Source organism: Stieleria maiorica (genome assembly GCF_008035925.1).
In the GTDB taxonomy this organism is placed as follows: Bacteria; Planctomycetota; Planctomycetia; order Pirellulales; family Pirellulaceae; genus Stieleria; species Stieleria maiorica.
In genome coordinates, this window is the sequence record NZ_CP036264.1 from 1,546,417 (window position 1) to 1,563,409 (window position 16,993).

The window sequence follows — 16,993 nt, forward strand, 5'->3', positions numbered from 1 at the left end:
GCGTTAGGCGTAACCGGCTGCGGCGAGCGATTGATAGACGATCAGTGCCGCGACGTAAGCCATCACGGTCATGTAGACGAACTGGAAGATCGCCCACCGCCAGCTTCCCGTTTCGCGTTTGGTCACCACCTGGGTCGGCAAGCACTGCATCGCCAACACAAAGAACACCAGCAAGCTCAACCCGGTCGCGGTTGAGAACACCAGCGTGCCATCGGGGTTTCGTTGTCGTCGGAGCGTTTCGACCAACCCAGCCGGTTCCTCCGCGCCGTCTTCGCCCAGTCCATAGACGATCGACAGCGTGGACACCAAGACCTCACGGGCGGCGAATGAAGTGATGATGCCGACGTCGATCTTCCAGTCGAATCCCAGGGGTTTAAACACGGGTTCGACGATCTGGCCGACGCGTCCGGCCATCGAGTACTCCAGTGCCGCTTGAGCTTGTTCCTGGTCGGAGGAAAACGTTCGGTCGTTGGGTAGTTTCGGATACGTTGCCGAGGCCCACAGCACGACCGAGATCAACAGGATGGTGGTGCCGGCCCCGCGCAAGAACACCGTCGCCCGTTCCACCGTCGTGAACCACGCATTGCGAAGACTGGGCATTCGATAGTTCGGCAGCTCCAACACCAACGGTGCCGCTTCGCCCGGGACCACCGTCTTCTTCAGCAGGAACGCCGTGGAAAACGCCGCCAACAACCCCAGCAAATAGGCCCCGGCGAACATCAACGACGCTTTCCATGGGCTGTCACCGAACAACAGCGCGGCCACCATCACATAGACCGGCAAACGTGCCGAACACGTCAGCAGCGGTAAGACCAGAATCGTCACCAAGCGGTCACGCCATGTTTCGATCGTCCGTGCGGCCATGATCCCCGGGATCGCACAGGCGTGGGCCGACAGCATCGGAACGAATGCTTTGCCGGGCAGCCCGACGCGTCGCATCAATCGCTCCATCACGAACGCACCGCGGGCCATGTAGCCGGAATCTTCCAGCAGCGTGATGAAAAAGAACAGGATGCAGATCTGTGGCAGGAACACGACGACGCCTGCCACACCGCCGATCACACCGTCGATCGCCAGAGACCGAAAGTCCTCCAGCGGCAAACAACCGATCACCAACGACGTCACCGCCGCGATCGATGTCGAGGTGCGCGTCCATTTCGTTTCATTCAACCAATACGCCAACGCAAAGACCGACATCGAGATCCCGGTCGCGATCGGAAGCCAGATCAGCGTCGACAAAGGACTGGTCGGCAGCAGGTTGCCGACCACCTCGCCGGCCCAACCGAAGCCGTCTTCGATCGCCGACATCGGCACGTCGGCCAACGAAAAAATCAAAAAGAAGACCGACAGCATCACGCCCAACAACGCCGCCAGGCCGATCCCCCGCGACGTCAACAGCCGATCGAGCCATTCCAGTTTGACGCCCTTGCCCGGCGTCTGACGGACCGATGCACCGGCTACCCCATCGGCCCACTCGAACCGAGCCGCGAACGGACAGCCGCTGCAACCCGCCACGCAGGGCTGGCGGGCGATCGGAAGCTGTGGCTTGCTGGGTTTGGTCAACTCGTAGATCGATTCACGGAGCTCGCCCAGCCCACGGGCTTTGCGGGCACTGACCGGAATCACCGGGCAGCCCAGTTTTTCACTCAGCTCCTCAAACTGGATTTCCGTCCCGGAGGCTTCCGCCGCGTCGATCAAATTGACCGCGATGATCGTCGGCAGGTTTTGATCCAAGATCTCGCCTGCCAAGACCAACGTGCGGGCCAGGTTTGTGGCGTCGACGACGACCACCACGGCATCGGGCAAACGACTCAGTTCACCCCGAAACTCACCACGGATGCTCCGCGCGGCGACCTCTTCCTCCGGACTGGCCGTCTCCAGAGAGTAAAGCCCCGGCAGGTCCACTAATTCAATTTCATTGGTCGCCTGGCAACGCGAATCCTTGTCCACCGCCGCGACGTGAATCATCGCTTTTCGCAGGTCGACGGTGATGCCCGGGTAGTTGGCGGTCTTGGCACGCATTCCCGCCAGTGCATTGAACAACGACGTCTTGCCGACATTGGGATTGCCGACCAGAAGCACCACCGGTGGCGCGGTCACATCGTCCGATGCGGGCATCGAACTAACAGTCGGAAGACTCAAGGGACGGACTCTGCCTCAATACGCCGACGCCGGAAGCGTTTCCGGCAAGGACTGGGACGGGGGACTCGAATTCGAAACGCCGGCCGAATCGACCAAGACCGACTTGGCCAATTGACGCGACAGGCCGACACGTGACGCGCCGATCTTCACAATCATCGGGTCTCCGCGTCCGACCAATTCGATCATGCGACCCTGGCAGACGCCCAAACGCTTCAGCCGGACCGCGTCTTGCCCCTCGGCATGGACCTCTCGGCAAACGTAGGGACCGGGTGGGACGTCAGCGAGCGAGGAAGCGGGCACCTGGACGATTGCCATCGAGTTCGACCATCCGATTCATCTGGCGGGGCGGGGGCTGTCACCGGGACAGCGGCTGGAATTGAGAATCACTCTCAATAGAATGGCAGCCGGCTGCCGACCTGTCAAGCGCTACCGTCGGCCCGCACTCGGCCGCCAGGAGGCAGGAATCGCAGCGGTCGAGCCGGACGCGAGTCGACAAGAAGAAGTCAACAGACTGTGGTTTCGTAGCTACGCTCGCCAGAGCGTGGTCAAGCGGGGATCCGCCTTCCGGTGAAGGCAGCTACGTCTGACCGATGAAAACCTGAGCGGCTAAGAATCGCCCTTACGCCCCCGCGGCCAGCCCGGAGGGCGAGGGGATGTCCGGCAGCGTTTTTTCCACCACGGCCGCACCGACACTATCCCCCAAGACGTTGACCGCCGTGCGGAATCGGTCCAACAACCAGTCAACCGACAGGATCAGCCCCATGTATTCCAACGGCAATCCGACGGCGTTGAGCACGATCAGCATGGTGACCAGTCCGGCTTCGGGGATCCCGGCCGCCCCGATGGCCGCCAGCGTCGCCGTGACCGCCACGATCACTTGTTGCCAAAACCCCAGATCGATTCCTGGTACGACTTGGGCGATGAAAATCGCGGCGGCGGCTTCGTAAAGCGCAGTCCCGTCCATGTTGATGGTCGCTCCCAAGGGGACGACGAACTCGGTGGAACGATTCGAGATCCCGGCTTCTTCGCTGCATTCCAATGTGACGGGCAACGTCGCCGAAGAACTGGCCGTTGAAAACGCGGTCAGCAGGGCCTTGGACATCGCCAGCATGTAGCGATAGGGATTCTCTCGCCGGACCAGATAGAAGATCGCCGGCAGGGTGACGAAGGCGTGGATCGCGAGGCCTCCGAGAACGGATCCGAAGTACCAACCGATTTGGGCAAGTTCCTGCAGAAATTTCCCATCGGCCTGGGCTTCGCCGAATCGCGCCGCGACCAGGCAAAAAATCCCCAGCGGGGCGAAGTTCATCAGCAACATCACGAATTGCATCAACGCCTTGTTGGCTTGGGTGATCAGCTTGGTGATGCTGCTGACGTCCTCGTGCATCGTCGTCAGCATGCCGGCAAACACGATGGCGAACACGATGATCGGCAGCAGCTGTGTTTTGGCGGCCGAGACGATCAGGTTGTCGGTCACCAGCATCAAGACCAGGTTCTTGAAGATCGTGCCGATCTCCGGCTGTACCGATTCGCCCTTCGGCAAATCCGCCAGCACACCGCCGATCTCCGTCTTGCTCAGCCCCGTCGACTCGGCCAAAGCGTCGACGATCTTGGACTTTGGCGATCCCGTACCACCCGTGTTCATCGCTTGGACCGCCGCTTCGTCCACCGTGCCGACCCCCGGTTGCACCACGTTGACCACCACCAAGCCCACGACAACGGCCAGGATGGTCGTGACCAGATAGAATCCGATCGCCGCGGCGCCGGGACGCCCGAGTTTTCGAACATCCCCCATACCCAACACGCCGCACATCACCGAGGTGAAGACGAGCGGGACGACGATCATCTTTAACATCCGCAAAAAGACTTCCCCGCCGATCTCCAGTGACGCCGCCAAGTGGGGCTGGATCAACGCCAGTGCGATCGCAGCGATGATCGAAAAGAAGATCGCATAGGCCAGCCAATTGCTGTGCGGAGTATTGTCAGAGGCCGGAGCGGAACCTGGATTGTCGGCGGACATGACAGCCAGAGGGGTGCGAGGTTGAGAATCGGCGATCGATCATTCCTTGAAATCGATCGTTGCCAACATACCAGAGTTTCCCCGTCGTCGTCTGCCGAATTGATGCGATCAAACAACGCGCCCACCGAGATTGGTAAACTATGTTGCTCTCGAGCGGAAAAGGGGTCAGGTACCAAAAACCAAATGGCCCGAAGGGTGCTCCGCATTCTTGGTACCTGACCCCTTTTCCGCAGCACTGGCTTCCCACCTGACTCCCCTGCCCCTGCCACCCGACCGGTTCATGAAACTCTCACGACGTCAATTCGGCGCGATCGCCGCTGCCTCCGCAATCGCCACGACCCAGAAACCTCTTTCGGCGGCCGAGACCGGACCGCTGGAAACCTTCGTCCCCTGTCGCGCGATCACCAAAGGCCCCCAACACCACTGGTTCGGTTACTACGACAAGCGAGAATTTGATCCCACCAACACGCGGGTGCTGTCCAACGAAGTCTCTTTCGAAGGCCGCTCGCCGACCGGTGAGGACACGATCGCGGTCGGCTATGTGGATACCAGCGATAAAGACCGTTGGCACCCGATCGGGACCAGCAACGCTTGGGGATGGCAGCAGGGATGCATGCTGCAATGGCTGGGCGACGATGGAAAACGGATCTTGTGGAATGACCGCCAAGGCGACTCGTTTGTCGCCCGCATTTATTCGACCGAGACCGGCAAGACGCGTACGCTGGGCAAACCGATCTACACCGTTTCTCCCGATGGAACGTTTGGCTTGTCGGCCGACTTTCGACGCATCGACAATCTGCGTCCGGGCTACGGATACGATGGTCTGGCCGACCCGAACGTCGCGAATCGCGCGCCGGCCGATTCCGGCATTTGGCGCGTCGATTTGCAGACGGGCGAAGAGGAGTTGATTCTATCGTTGGCCGACGTCGCCGCGATGCCATGGCCCGATGGCGACACGCATGCCCAGGCCTGGCATTACTTCAATCACTTGCTGATCAGCCCGGACTCCCAGCGTTTCATCGTCTTGCATCGCTATCGTCCGGAATTCGATCCGCAGACGTTGCAATTCAAAGGCGGCTTCGTCACCCGGATGCTGACCGCGGCGGTCGACGGCAGCGATCGATACGTCCTGGACCCGTCCGGTTACACGTCGCACTTCATCTGGAAAGGCAGCGACGCGGTCACGATGTGGACCAAACCGGCCGGCCAGCGGGCGGGATTCTATGAGTTCGTCGACAAGACCGATCAGGTCCGCCCGGTCGGACACGACAAGATGCCGACCAACGGCCACAACACCTACTTGCCGGCTCCCTACCAGGACTGGATCCTCAACGACACCTACCCCGATCGCAAGACACGCCGCCAGACGGTTTATCTTTATCACGTACCCTCGGGGCGTCGGTTCGACCTCGGACACTTTCCCTCGCCGCCGGCCTACAGCGGCGAATGGCGCTGTGACACGCACCCCCGCAGCAGCAACGACGGCACCAAGGTCGCCATCGACAGCCCACACGACGGAGGCCGCCAGGTGTACCTGTTGGACATCGCCGACGTGCTGAAACAGGCCTAGGTTCCCGTACGACGGTCCCTTCCGGGCCGTCGAGCGAGGGACGTCTGTGCGACAGCCCGGAAGGGCCGTCGTACAACGAACAACGATCGTCTCTTCTCTCCCCCACTCCAAAGCCCATCATGAACCAAACCATCCGCTCTCTCGTCGCTTTCCTTGCGTGTTGGATCGTTCTGATCACCACCGCCGGCGCGGCCGAACGTCCCAACATCGTCATCATGTTGGCCGACGACATGGGATTCGGCGAGTTGCAGTGTTTGAATCCCCGCCGCGGCAAAATCCCGACGCCACAGCTTGATGCGATCGCAGCGAGCGGCATGGTGTTCACCGACGCCCACAGCGGTTCGTCGGTCTGCACGCCGACGCGTTACGGATTGCTGACCGGACGTTACGCCTGGCGGACGCGTCTGCACAGCGGAGTGCTGACCGGCGGCCCATCGTTGATCGCACCCGATCGGTTGACGCTGGCGAAACTGCTCTCTGCCCAGGGGTACCACACGGCGGTCATCGGCAAGTGGCACCTGGGGATGTTGTTTGATGGAAAACATTTGCCCAAAAAGGTCCCGGTCGGCGCCAAGGTCACGCACGGGCCGATCGACCGCGGTGGCTTTGACGAATTTCATGGGTTTCACCACGCACGGCAAATCGAAACGTGGATCGACAATGATGTGGTTACCGAAACCATCGAGCCGATCGAGATGCTGCCGCGTCTGACGAAGTCCGCCGTCGACTACATCGAATCTCGCAAAGACAAGCGCGAGCCGTTTTTTCTGTACGTCCCCTGGAGCTCACCGCACAGCCCCGTTGTTCCGTCAAAAGAATGGCAAGGCAAAAGCGGGCTGAATGCCCACGCGGACTTCGTTATGCAAACCGACGACAGTTTCGGCCGAGTCGTGCAGGCGCTGCGTGAGGCCGGCTTGCTGGACAACACGTTGATCCTGTGCAGCAGCGACAACGGCACCTCGGGGCCGACGTCAAAGATCGGTCAGTTGCAGGAGATGGGGCACTATCCCAGTGGCGACTTGCGCGGTTCCAAGGCAGACATTTGGGACGGTGGTCACCGCGTTCCGTTCCTGGTGTCCTGGCCCGGCGTGGTGCGATCTGGTTCACGATCTAGCGGCCTGGTTTGTCTGTCCGATGTCGTTCGCACCGTCGCCGATATTTTGGATGTGGACCTCCCCGACAATGCCGGCGAGGACAGCATCAGTTTCCTGCCGCTATTGAAAGGAGAGGTCGAGCATGAGCGGCAAGACGTGATCCATCACAGCGTCAGCGGGTACTTCGCGATCCGGCAGGGCAAATGGAAACTTTCGTTGTGTCCCGATTCCGGCGGATGGACGGGAACGCGGCCGTCCAAGAAGTCCTGGGCACGCTACGAAAAAGAAGGCTTGCCGATGGTGCAATTGATCGACATGGACGGGGACTTGGGCGAGCAACACAACTTGGCACGCGACTATCCGGGCAAGGTCGACGAACTGCGTGAGTTGTTGGAAGAACAAGTCAACCGTGGCCGCAGCACGCCGGGATTGCCGCAAACCAATGACGCCGAAATCGTGATCAACAAGCGACCGGGGAAGTAGGGGCCGGTCGATGCGACGGCCGCTGGGCAAACGACTCACCGTCGGGTACCGGAGTTCGCCAACGGCTTGTGTCCGCCACAACGGATCAACCCCACGGATGGCAGAGCGTACCTACGGATCCCCGATAGTTTTCATCCGTGGGTACGCCTTGCTATCCGTGGGCTGACTTCATTCAATCGAAAGGGTCCGCACCAGATGGGGCCCCGTTGTTATCGCCAGCGCTAAACGGATCAGTAGAACCGGGGGTGCCCCCGAACGAATCGCCCGATCCGCCTTCACCGAACGGATTGTCGCTGGCGTTGCCGCTTCCACCGCCGAACGGATCGTCGCTGGCGCTGCCACCACGGCCGAATGGATCATTCATCCCATCCGGGCCGCCGAAGGGATCGGCCAGCGGATCGGTCGGCGTCTGTTCGGGTTGGAGTTTGGCTTCGAGTTCCAACAGCCGTTTGCGGTGCTGCACCAACCTCGTCACCGTCGCTTCGATCTCGCTTCGCATGGTTCGGATCAACTTCAGTTTTTCGGCGTCAGATCTCTGATTGCTGGCGGACTGACCGAGTGTGGTTTCGGCGGACTGATTGGTGCGGAAGGTGGCTCGCCCGGACGTGGAGATGGCAAATTCCAACGCGCCGTCGACTCCCTTGATCTTTTCATCGGCCAAGACTGCCGTCGTGACGCCATTGCCCTGTTCCCAATCGATCACCGGAATGCCCCGCGTCATGAGTCCGTCTTCACCGATCCGGTTGATGACGTACCAACCGGGCCGAAGCAGATCGAAACGCAGGTTTCTGCCATCGGTCGAAGATGGCAATTGCACGCCTTGATAGGCAGCCCGCTCGTCACGACGTTCGTTCAAAAATTTGGCCATGGATGACCGTGAGGCTACTGCCGACGCGGGAGGAGACGTCAGCGTTGGCGTGTCCCCGTACGACTGGCGTTGAAACGGTTCCAGGTGATAGCGAGGCGGCGGTTGGTCGCCCCATTCGGGCAGCGCGTCATCGCTTTTTTCCGGCGCACGCAGGACCAACGACCGAAGCGGCGGGAAGTCGACGGTGATCGGCTGGGGCGTCTTTCCGGATACCAAAACGATCGTGCTGGGACCGCGGGACGTCAGAAGCTCAAAAATCTGCGCCGCACCGAGGTCCGCGTAGTCGGATGCGTCGTGTGGTTTGGGCACGATCGTCACGCGAACCTCACCCGGCGGGACCGAGATCACTTCGCCCAGGTCCGCGGTCTGGTACCAGCGAAACCGCGGGCTGAATCGCCAATCGTCGTCGTCAAGCTGTTTGCCAAGCTTTTGCGATGATCCGAGTTGTTGTTTGTATTCCTCCAGGCTGGGATAGGCGAACCCGTTTTGCCAACAGGTCAGGACGTGGTACCGGGAGGTGTCGATGCCCGACGGCGGGGCGACCACGATCTTGCCACCGCTGCGCAGTGTGACCTTTGGCGAGAGTGTCGTGTCGGCCGGGATGAAGCTGAATCCCGATTCATGAACGGCCAAGGCAGACACCGTGTGCACGCTGACTCCACGCCGACGCCGCGAGCCCTCGTTCAGTTCAATGGTTCCGTCGTCTGCGGCGGTCCAAGTTTCGCCCTGCGGCGGCGTGATCGGTTGCAGTGGTTCTGCGTTGAGGAACGCGAGGTGCGGTTCAGACGGAGGTGCTCCCGCCCCCATTTCTCCATACCCCATGTCCATGCCGCCTCCCATGCCCATTCCCATCGCACCGCCCATTTCCATCTCCATGCCATACATGTCCCCACCACCGCCGTCGCTGTCCATCATCATGTCGCCCATGCCGCCCATCATCATCTCCATGTCGTAACCCGACTCTTGATCTTGAAACGTCCGATAGAACTTGGTGCCGCCGGCCGGTTTGCCGTCGGGGGTCAAGAACGTGATGTTCTCCGCGATCGCGAGCGGGGACACGAGCAGGCATCCAATGAGCATCAAGAGTGTCGCGCGATTCATGAGTAGGCACCGTAGGTACGTGTGTTGATTCGGGATGTTTCGAACGGGGAATACTTTCGATCACAAACTGAGCCGTAGGCGCTAGCCTCGGGCCTTACAAGTCTCGAAGAGCAATCCAAGGCCCGCGGCTAGCGCCGTCGGCTCATAAAGTAGGTGCCATTGGGCCGGCGCCAGCCGACGCGCACCCCATCATTCTGCCATCTCTCCCCACATTCCCACCGGCCCGACAGGACACGGTCGATACAAGGGAGAGGTAAGAAGATTTTTGGGGTAAGAAGATTTAGGGCGGATCAGAGAGCAACGATTCCATTTCGGATTCCAATTGCGGTAGCGTGGTTTGGTTCAATTGATCAAGTTCCGCTTGGAGTTGATCGAGATAGATGTCGGTTTCGTCGGCAACCAAGTTCGACGGCGTCGATTGGGGCGGCGTTGCTGGTTCATGCGCCTGCGGTTCAGACGCGTGCTCATCACTCGCTGTAGTTGCAGGTGACTGGTCTGCACTGGGTTCTTCCGCCTGCGGCGCAGCTCGGGAGACACCGCCGGACGCGTCAAACATCATCCAGCCCGCTCCGGCGATCAGGAGTGTCGCCAGGCAAACGGCGGAGATTGCGACCGTGCGTTTCGGTTTGGGATCGTTCACGGACAACTCCTCGGGAATCGGGGCGGATCCGCCTTCGGCAAGATGTCGCTGGCAGGCTTCGATCCACTCGGTCAATTGTTCCGCCGAAGGCCGATCCGCTGGGACGGTTGCGTGCAGTTTCGCGATCAAGCGATTCACCCAGTCGGGGAGGTCACGGCAATGGTCGGACAGGACGGGAAGCTGAGCGTCAGCGATCTTGCGAACGATCGCGTGCGTGTGCATGCCGGACATCGGCGGTTGGCCGACCAGCATGGTCCACAGCACGGTACCCAAAGAATAGAGATCCCCGGCCGGGCCCGCGCCGCAACCGGAGGCTTGTTCGGGCGACAGGTAGATCGGCGTGCCGGCGAAGGTCCCCGTCGCGGTGCAGGTAGCATCGGATTGCACTTTGGCCAATCCGAAATCCGACAACACCGCGCGTTCGGTCCCCGCACCGAGCAGGATGTTGGCGGGTTTGACGTCTCGATGCACGACGCCACAGGCGTGCGCCGCGGCTAGTGCCGAAGCGACTTGACGGGCGATCCGCAAGGCCTGGTCGATCGGCAGGGGGCCTTCATCGCGGATCCGTTGTTCCAGCGATCGGCCGGCGACATAGGGCATCACCAGGTAGGGCACGTCGCGGTAACGATCGACGTGATAGATCGAGATCACGTTGGGATGCACGACCGCGGCGGCCGAGCGAGCTTCGCGCTCAAGCGTCAACAAGGTTTCCGGCGATTGCCAGTACTGTGGCTGTGGGATCTTGATCGCGACGACGCGGTCCATGTCGATGCTGCGCGCCTTGAGCACGATGCCCATGCCGCCGCTGCCGACGATGCCCAGGACTTCGAAGCGTCCCAAGCGGCCGAGGGAGCGATCGTCATCGGTGGGTCCGAGCAGTGTTTTCACCAGTGACACGATCGCACGGTTCGATGTCCGACCGGATTGCTGTTCCGCGCCTTCCAGGGCAGTCGTGGTTGTGGCGCCGCCCTGCCAGTCGTGACTGCTGAGCCCCGTCGAACGCAGTGCATCGCGCGACTGGCAATAAAACGGGTCGTCCGCGGAGATCCGGGCGACGACGCTTTGGCACGCCATGCAATCATCCAAATGATCCAGCAGCGATTGCTGGTCGACGGCGACATCGCCACCATCGAGCAGCCAATGGTGCCACGTTACTTCGTCAGGGCATTTCGATCGCGTTTCCATCATTCGACCTCCACGGGATCAGTACCCTCGAGGTTGCTCTCCTCCAGTCTTTCGATCCGCGTGACGGTGTCACGGAGCCGGCGGACGATGCGGCTGCGGATGGCATACACCGATCCGACCGAGCGCCCCGATTGACGCGCCGCCTGTTCGATCGCCAGGCCATCGACATGCGTTTGCCAAAACAGCTTCCAGTGTTCGGCGTCGACTTGTGATTGAACCTGTCCGGCGGCGGTGACAAACAGGTGCTGCTGGTGCTGATGATTCCATTGGCGACGCGACACATCATCGGCGATCGCGCGTTGCGACAGGCTGATCTGTGCACTCGTCCCGCCGGTGCCACGTTTGGACAGCTGGCGCGTGACCAGATTCAGCAAAACGTTTTCCGCGATCCGCCGCAGCCAGGCGCGAAAGCGGAGCGGACGTGATTCCGGGCCGCTGTCTTGCGGGTCGCTGTCGGGATCGCCCGACCAGCGTTTGGCGGCGCGAAACACACGCGACATCACTTCGGCGACCAACGTTTCGGCATCGCTGTGCTGCAATCCACGGCCCCGGGCGTAGCGGTAAATGACGGGGCGGTAGAGCGCATCAAAACGGTTCCAGGCGGCGTCATCGCGGGGGTCGGCCAAGCGCTGGACGAGCTTCGATTCGGTGTCGGGCCAGGGGGACATGCCAATGGGTGCTTGCGACAAGGGAGGACAAGATGCTCGTGGGACACATCCATGACCCCACCTGAGGGCAATTCTGACAAGAAAAACCTAGGGATGTTGAGAAAGCGGCGAAGCTGTCAATCTGGCAATCCCTGTCACCACGCCAAATCTCGTGTTTTGGTGATGCTGCCAAAAAAGGTTTTTCGCCGAATTGGTTCGCTGCAAAACTTGGTTTTCGCGGCGGAAACGCATCATTCGAACTGGCAGAGCGAGTTTTTCTCGCGACCCAACCGACGACTGGCACGGGCTTTGCTTTTCCACCACTCCGACGCCTCAAAAGGCGAAATCGACAGGCGGATCGGACCGCGATCGCCCGTCATGAACACCCTCAACTTTGACACGTTCAGCACAACCCACCCACGGCCCGACGAGCGGAAATCCCAACGCGGTTGATCGCCACGGCCGAAACCGAACTCGAACAATCCACTTTTTCACGGAGACGAAGCGTTATGGCTCAGGGCGAAAAAATCATCGGCATTGACCTCGGGACGACCAACAGTGTGGTCGCCATCATGGAAGGCAGTGAGCCCAAGGTGATCCCGAACCCCGAAGGCAACCGGCTGACGCCCAGCGTGGTCGCATTCACCGACAAGAAGGAAACGATCGTCGGCGAGCCCGCGCGACGCCAAGCCGTCACCAACCCCAAGCGGACCGTTTACTCGGCAAAACGCTTCATGGGGCGACGCCATCACGAGGTCGAATCGGAAGAAAAGATGGTCCCCTACGGTGTCGTCGGGGCGGCCGACGAGTACGTCAAGATCCAAGTCGGCGACGAAACCTTCACGCCGCAAGAAATCTCGGCCAAGGTGCTTCGCAAGCTGAAGGAATCTGCCGAGTCGTACCTCGGTCACAAGGTCAACAAGGCCGTGATCACGGTCCCCGCCTACTTCAACGACGCCCAGCGCCAGGCGACCAAGGACGCCGGTCAGATCGCCGGGTTGGAAGTCGCACGGATCATCAACGAGCCGACCGCCGCTGCACTCGCCTACGGGCTGGACAAGGCCAAAGACGAAAAGATCATCGTCTTTGACCTCGGCGGTGGTACCTTCGACGTGTCCGTGTTGGAAGTCGCTGACAGTGGTGATGAAGAAAACGAAAGCCGCGTTTTCCAGGTGATCAGCACCTCCGGGAACACCCACCTGGGCGGTGACGACTTCGACGAAGCATTGATCAACTACGTCGCCGGCGAATTCAAGAAAGAAAACGCGATCGATCTTCGCAACGATCCGATGGCGCTGCAGCGTCTTCAAGAAGCCTGTGAAAAGGCCAAGAAAGAGCTGTCGACGCTGCCCGAGACCGACATCAACTTGCCCTTCATCACGATGGACCAATCCGGTCCGAAGCACCTGACGATGAAGATCACCCGCAGCAAGTTCGAAGAGTTGATCGACGACCTGGTCGAACAGTGCAAGACCCCCGTCAAGCAGGCGCTCAAGGACGCCGGGTTCTCGCCGAGCGACATCGACGAAATCGTTTTGGTCGGCGGTAGCACGCGGGTTCCCAAGGTCCGCCAAATCGTCAAAGAGATCTTCGGCAAAGAGCCCCACCAGGGCGTCAACCCGGATGAAGTCGTCGCCATCGGTGCCGCGATCCAAGGGAGCGTCTTGGCCGGTGACCGAACCGACGTCTTGTTGCTGGACGTAACGCCATTGACCCTGGGCATCGAAACCGAAGGCGGTGTGATGACCGCATTGGTCGAACGTAACACCACCGTTCCGGTCGAAAAGAAGAACGTGTTCAGCACCGCGGCGGACAACCAAACCGCCGTGACCGTCCGCGTCTTCCAAGGGGAACGAAAGATGGCCGCCAACAACCGGCTGCTCGGCGAGTTCAACCTCGAAGGCATCCCCGCCCAGCCGCGTGGCGTGCCGCAAATCGAAGTGAAGTTCGACATCGACCAAAACGGCATCTTGAGCGTTTCGGCCAAAGAGCTGAAGACGGGCAAAGAAGCCAAGGTCGAGATCAAGGAAGCCGGCGCGCTGAACGAAGACGAGATCGAAAAGATGCGCCGCGATGCCGAACAGAACGCCGAAGAGGACCGCAAGCAGTTCGAATTGGCCGAAGCACGCAACAAGGCGAACCAGCAGGTTCACCAGTTGGAAAAGGAGATGGCCGAACATGCCGACAAGCTGTCCGACGACGACAAAGAACCGTTGAATAAGGCGATCGAAAAGGTCAAGACGGCTTCGGGCACCGACGATGTCGAGGCCATCAAGCAGGCAACCGAGGAATTGGATGCCGCCGCCAAAGCGTTCAGCAAGGTGCTGTACGAAAAGACGGCAGCAGCCGGAGGCGATGCGGACGCCGCAGCCGCCGGAGCGGCATCGCCCGCGGGCGACGCCGATGACGACGACGCCATCGACGCCGATTTCGAAGTCAAAAGCTAAACGACGACCATTTGTCTAACCGATGAAACGTCACCGCCGGCATCCCGCCGGCACCGTGACGAAGAGAGACGGGTGACACGTCGCCCGTCTTTTTTTACGCACCGACCGAACCTGTCGCAGGAGCAATCGAGATGGCCTTCCGATTCGATAAACTGACCACCAAAGCCCAGGGCTTGATCGCCGAAGCACAAGGGCGTGCGACATCGGCTGGCAATCCCGAAATCACCTCCCTGCACCTGCTGGCGGCGATGCTGGATGAAAGCGACGGCATCACCGGCGCCCTGCTGGCCAAAATGAAGGCCGACGCAAAGCAGTTGCGCGAATTGACCGCCAGCGAAGCCGACAAGCTGCCCAAGGTCTCCGGCGGACGCCAACCGGGAATCTCCGCCGAACTGCAATCGGCACTCAACGAATCCGCCGCCACCGCACAATCCCTGAAAGACGAGTTCGTCAGCACCGAGCATTTGCTGTTGGGACTGGCCAAGGCAAAGACCAAAGCACAAAGTCTGCTTTCGCTGTGCGGCGTCAATGCCGACGACGTGTTGAAAGCGGCCAGCGAAATCCGTGGCAGCGCACGCGTCACCGACCAGAACGCCGAGGACACCTATCAAGCGCTGGAAAAATACGGCGTCGACCTGACGCAGTTGGCCGCCAGCGGAAAACTGGATCCGGTCATCGGCCGCGACAATGAGATCCGCCGTGTCATCCAGGTGCTGTCGCGACGAACCAAGAACAACCCGGTCCTGATCGGGCAACCGGGAGTGGGCAAGACCGCGATCGCCGAAGGATTGGCGCTGCGGATTTTCGAAGCCGACGTTCCGCAAAGCCTGAAGAACAAACGCGTCATCGCACTCGACATGGGCGCGCTGGTCGCCGGCGCAAAATTCCGAGGTGACTTCGAAGAACGGCTCAAAGCCGTGCTCCGTGAGGTCAAGGATTCCGACGGCCGTGTGATCCTGTTCATCGACGAACTTCATCTGGTCGTCGGTGCGGGGAAGGCGGAAGGTTCGCCCGACGCGGCCAACTTGCTCAAGCCCGAACTCGCCCGCGGTGCGCTGCGTTGTGTCGGTGCGACGACCTTGGACGAATATCGCCAGCACATCGAAAAGGACGCCGCGCTGGAGCGACGATTCCAACCGGTATATGTCGAAGAACCGTCGGTGGAGGATTCGATCGCGATCTTGCGCGGTTTAAAGTCGCGCTATGAATCACACCACGGTGTGCGGATCACCGACAGCGCCCTGGTCGCCGCCGCGACGCTGGCCAACCGCTACATCGCCGATCGCTTCTTGCCCGACAAGGCGATCGACCTGGTCGACGAAGCAACCAGCCGATTGGCGATGGAAAAGGAGAGTGTTCCCGAACCCATCGACCGCATCCAACGCCGCTTGCGACAACTGGAACTCGCGGCACGACAACTTCAAGACGAAGACGCCACCGATGCGTCCATCATTTCGCGACGCGAAGAAATCCAAGACGAAATGGAATCGCTCGGGAAAGAACTCGCCGACCTGCGTGAACAATGGGAAAGCGAAAAAATCGGACTCGACGGCGTTCAATCGATCCGCCAGGAAGCCGAAACGCTGGCCCACCGCTTTGCGACCCTGGACGCCGAAGCCAAACAGACTCAGCTCCGTGGCGAGAACCCGGAAAACCTGTATCGCGAAATGCTGGAGGTGCAATCACGCCAGGCGGAACTGGAATCCAAGCTGGAGGAAATCGAAAAACGTGACGACGGTTCATCGGCCGGGGAGCCGTCCGGGGAACCCGAACGGAGATTGCTGCGGCGTGAAGTCACCGCCGATGAAATCGCCGAGGTCGTTTCGGCCTGGACCGGCGTTCCCGTCAGCCGCATGATGGAAACCGAGCGGGCCAAGTTGCTGGTCATGGAAGAGCGGTTGCACACCCGCGTGATCGGCCAAGACGAAGCCGTTCGCGCGGTGTCCGATGCCGTCCGCCGCAGCCGCAGCGGTCTGGCCGACCCCAACCGGCCGATCGGATCGTTCCTGTTCCTCGGACCGACCGGGGTTGGGAAAACCGAACTGTGCAAGGCACTGGCGGAAATCATGTTCGACGACGAGAACGCAATGGTGCGGATCGACATGTCCGAGTTCATGGAACGGCACAGCGTCGCCCGCATGATCGGTGCCCCGCCCGGATACGTCGGTTACGAAGAGGGCGGGAAGCTGACCGAAGCGGTCCGCCGTCGACCCTATAGCGTCATCTTGCTTGATGAGATCGAAAAGGCCCACCCGGATGTGTTCAACATTTTGTTGCAGGTCCTGGATGACGGTCGCTTGACCGACGGGCATGGTCGCACGGTTAACTTTGCAAATGCGGTGATCGTGATGACCAGCAACGCGGGAAGCCAGGAAATCCAACAGATCGCGGCCGACGGCGGCGACGAAGAGGAGATGCGGGAGGCGGTCGAGCAGGCGTTGCGGACACGGTTCCTGCCCGAGTTCCTGAACCGGATCGACGACACCGTGATTTTCCGGCCGTTGGATAAGCGTCAAATTCGCCAGATCGTCAAACTGCAACTGGCTCACTTGGGACGCCGTTTGCAGGACAACGGATTGACGTTGGAGGTAACCGACGCGGCCATCGATCAGATCGCCAAGACCGGCTACGACCCGACCTACGGCGCCCGTCCGCTGAAACGAGTAATCCAACGCGAAGTCCAGAACGAACTGGCCACCGCGCTACTGAAAAGCGAGTACGCCGAGGGCAGCACCGTCACGGTCGACCATGACGGGACGGGGTATGTGTTCCGGTAGCGGAACTCGCCAAGAGTTT

Annotated in this window: 10 protein-coding genes; 4 read left to right on the plus strand and 6 right to left on the minus strand. The window is 60.7% G+C overall.

From position 1 onward, the window contains the following. Nucleotides 1–3: 3 nt before the first annotated feature. The 3 genes from feoB to Mal15_RS05035 all read right to left on the minus strand — a co-directional run bounded on the left by feoB (nt 4) and on the right by Mal15_RS05035 (nt 4,162). The gene (gene feoB / locus Mal15_RS05025; RefSeq protein WP_147866763.1) at nt 4–2,118 is read right to left on the minus strand and encodes a ferrous iron transporter B; all 2,115 of its coding nucleotides are present in this window, start codon (nt 2,116–2,118) and stop codon (nt 4–6) included. Nucleotides 2,119–2,157: 39 nt separating this feature from the next. After that, nucleotides 2,158–2,457 carry a FeoA family protein gene (locus tag Mal15_RS05030; protein ID WP_147866764.1) on the minus strand — a complete coding sequence of 100 codons (300 nt, stop codon included), beginning with the start codon at nt 2,455–2,457 and terminating at the stop codon, nt 2,158–2,160. A gap of 304 nt (nt 2,458–2,761) precedes the next feature. Beyond that, complete coding sequence (locus Mal15_RS05035) at nt 2,762–4,162, minus strand: dicarboxylate/amino acid:cation symporter (protein WP_147866765.1); 1,401 nt, start codon at nt 4,160–4,162, stop codon at nt 2,762–2,764. Nucleotides 4,163–4,442: 280 nt separating this feature from the next. Between Mal15_RS05035 and Mal15_RS05040 the strand changes: the two genes are divergently transcribed. Together Mal15_RS05040 and Mal15_RS05045 are read left to right on the plus strand one after the other, a co-directional pair. After that, nucleotides 4,443–5,732: a hypothetical protein gene (locus Mal15_RS05040; RefSeq protein ID WP_147866766.1), complete on the plus strand. Its 1,290-nt coding sequence runs from the start codon at nt 4,443–4,445 to the stop codon at nt 5,730–5,732. A gap of 119 nt (nt 5,733–5,851) precedes the next feature. Next, entirely contained in the window at nt 5,852–7,309 is a 1,458-nt protein-coding gene (locus Mal15_RS05045) for a sulfatase family protein (RefSeq protein WP_147866767.1), read from the plus strand. A gap of 172 nt (nt 7,310–7,481) precedes the next feature. Here Mal15_RS05045 and Mal15_RS05050 read toward each other — a convergent pair whose 3' ends face one another. The 3 genes from Mal15_RS05050 to Mal15_RS05060 all read right to left on the minus strand — a co-directional run bounded on the left by Mal15_RS05050 (nt 7,482) and on the right by Mal15_RS05060 (nt 11,771). Then, the gene (locus Mal15_RS05050; RefSeq protein WP_147866768.1) at nt 7,482–9,278 is read right to left on the minus strand and encodes a hypothetical protein; all 1,797 of its coding nucleotides are present in this window, start codon (nt 9,276–9,278) and stop codon (nt 7,482–7,484) included. Between the two features lie 280 nt (nt 9,279–9,558). Next, complete coding sequence (locus Mal15_RS05055) at nt 9,559–11,103, minus strand: serine/threonine protein kinase (RefSeq protein ID WP_167546640.1); 1,545 nt, start codon at nt 11,101–11,103, stop codon at nt 9,559–9,561. After that, nucleotides 11,103–11,771, minus strand: coding sequence for an RNA polymerase sigma factor (locus Mal15_RS05060; RefSeq protein ID WP_147866770.1), 669 nt, complete (start codon nt 11,769–11,771; stop codon nt 11,103–11,105). Before Mal15_RS05060 ends, Mal15_RS05055 begins: the two co-directional genes overlap by 1 nt. Before the next feature lie 488 nt (nt 11,772–12,259). Here Mal15_RS05060 and dnaK point away from each other — a divergent pair, with 488 nt between their 5' ends. Further along, on the plus strand, nt 12,260–14,197 hold the full coding sequence (dnaK, locus tag Mal15_RS05065; RefSeq protein ID WP_147866771.1) for a molecular chaperone DnaK: 1,938 nt from the start codon (nt 12,260–12,262) through the stop codon (nt 14,195–14,197). A 131-nt stretch (nt 14,198–14,328) separates the two neighbouring features. Beyond that, nucleotides 14,329–16,974 (plus strand): ATP-dependent chaperone ClpB, encoded by a 2,646-nt coding sequence (gene clpB, locus Mal15_RS05070; RefSeq protein ID WP_147866772.1) that lies wholly within the window; start codon nt 14,329–14,331, stop codon nt 16,972–16,974. The last annotated feature ends 19 nt before the right edge of the window (nt 16,975–16,993 follow it).

Bases quoted from the DNA above. Each gene is read 5' to 3' on its own strand.
- Mal15_RS05055 (WP_167546640.1), bottom strand. From the start codon at position 11,103: ATGGAAACGCGATCGAAATGCCCTGACGAAGTAACGTGGCACCATTGG.
- Mal15_RS05040 (WP_147866766.1), top strand. From the start codon at position 4,443: ATGAAACTCTCACGACGTCAATTCGGCGCGATCGCCGCTGCCTCCGCA.
- Mal15_RS05045 (WP_147866767.1), top strand. From the start codon at position 5,852: ATGAACCAAACCATCCGCTCTCTCGTCGCTTTCCTTGCGTGTTGGATC.
- Mal15_RS05050 (WP_147866768.1), bottom strand. From the start codon at position 9,278: ATGAATCGCGCGACACTCTTGATGCTCATTGGATGCCTGCTCGTGTCC.
- Mal15_RS05030 (WP_147866764.1), bottom strand. From the start codon at position 2,457: ATGGCAATCGTCCAGGTGCCCGCTTCCTCGCTCGCTGACGTCCCACCC.
- feoB (WP_147866763.1), bottom strand. From the start codon at position 2,118: ATGCCCGCATCGGACGATGTGACCGCGCCACCGGTGGTGCTTCTGGTC.
- clpB (WP_147866772.1), top strand. From the start codon at position 14,329: ATGGCCTTCCGATTCGATAAACTGACCACCAAAGCCCAGGGCTTGATC.
- Mal15_RS05060 (WP_147866770.1), bottom strand. From the start codon at position 11,771: ATGTCCCCCTGGCCCGACACCGAATCGAAGCTCGTCCAGCGCTTGGCC.
- dnaK (WP_147866771.1), top strand. From the start codon at position 12,260: ATGGCTCAGGGCGAAAAAATCATCGGCATTGACCTCGGGACGACCAAC.
- Mal15_RS05035 (WP_147866765.1), bottom strand. From the start codon at position 4,162: ATGTCCGCCGACAATCCAGGTTCCGCTCCGGCCTCTGACAATACTCCG.